Source organism: Streptomyces durbertensis (assembly GCF_014156695.1).
In the GTDB taxonomy this organism is placed as follows: domain Bacteria; phylum Actinomycetota; class Actinomycetes; order Streptomycetales; family Streptomycetaceae; genus Streptomyces; species Streptomyces durbertensis.
This window is the reverse complement of sequence record NZ_WMLF01000939.1, coordinates 1-493: the sequence shown is the minus strand read 5'-3', so window position 1 is coordinate 493 and position 493 is coordinate 1. Positions and strand designations below refer to the sequence as shown.

Here is a 493-nt window from a genome sequence, read left to right as displayed (position 1 = left end):
GGGCCACCTCACGGCCGTGGTTCCGGTGCGGAAGCACCCAGGGGAACGTGTCGAATCTCCGCTCGGGGTCTCTTCTCAGCGATGATTCGGGGTCCATGTACACGGCCGCGAGGCTGTCGCCGGCGCTGTGCGCGAAGCCGAAGTTCGGGCGGTGCACACTGTCCCAGAGGATTGTGTGACCGAACTCGTGTAGGACGACACGGAGGTCCGCCGCGATGCCGACCGCCGGGAACGGTGACCCGGCCAGGCCGAACTCGAAGCCACCGGAACCGGTGCCGGTGACGTTGCCTGGAGCGCGGGCATTGATCGCGTCGTTGAATCCACAGGCATCCACCGGTACGGGGAAGTCGGTCCCGTCGAAATAGGTCTCGAGGTTGAACCCCATGTCCTGCATATGGCGAAAGAGCCAGTCGCAGTGGTGATAGGCGTTCACCGCAGCGAATTCTCTCGCAGGTGCGTCGAAGAAGAAATTCGCCGGTGGGTTGGGGGATTC

General features: G+C 63.9%; 1 protein-coding gene. It reads right to left on the bottom strand.

The annotated features are described in order from the left end of the window. Positions 1 to 433: hypothetical protein (locus GL263_RS27775; protein ID WP_228456893.1), on the bottom strand; the 433-nt coding region annotated here is incomplete at its 3' end. Positions 434 to 493: the final 60 nt, after the last annotated feature.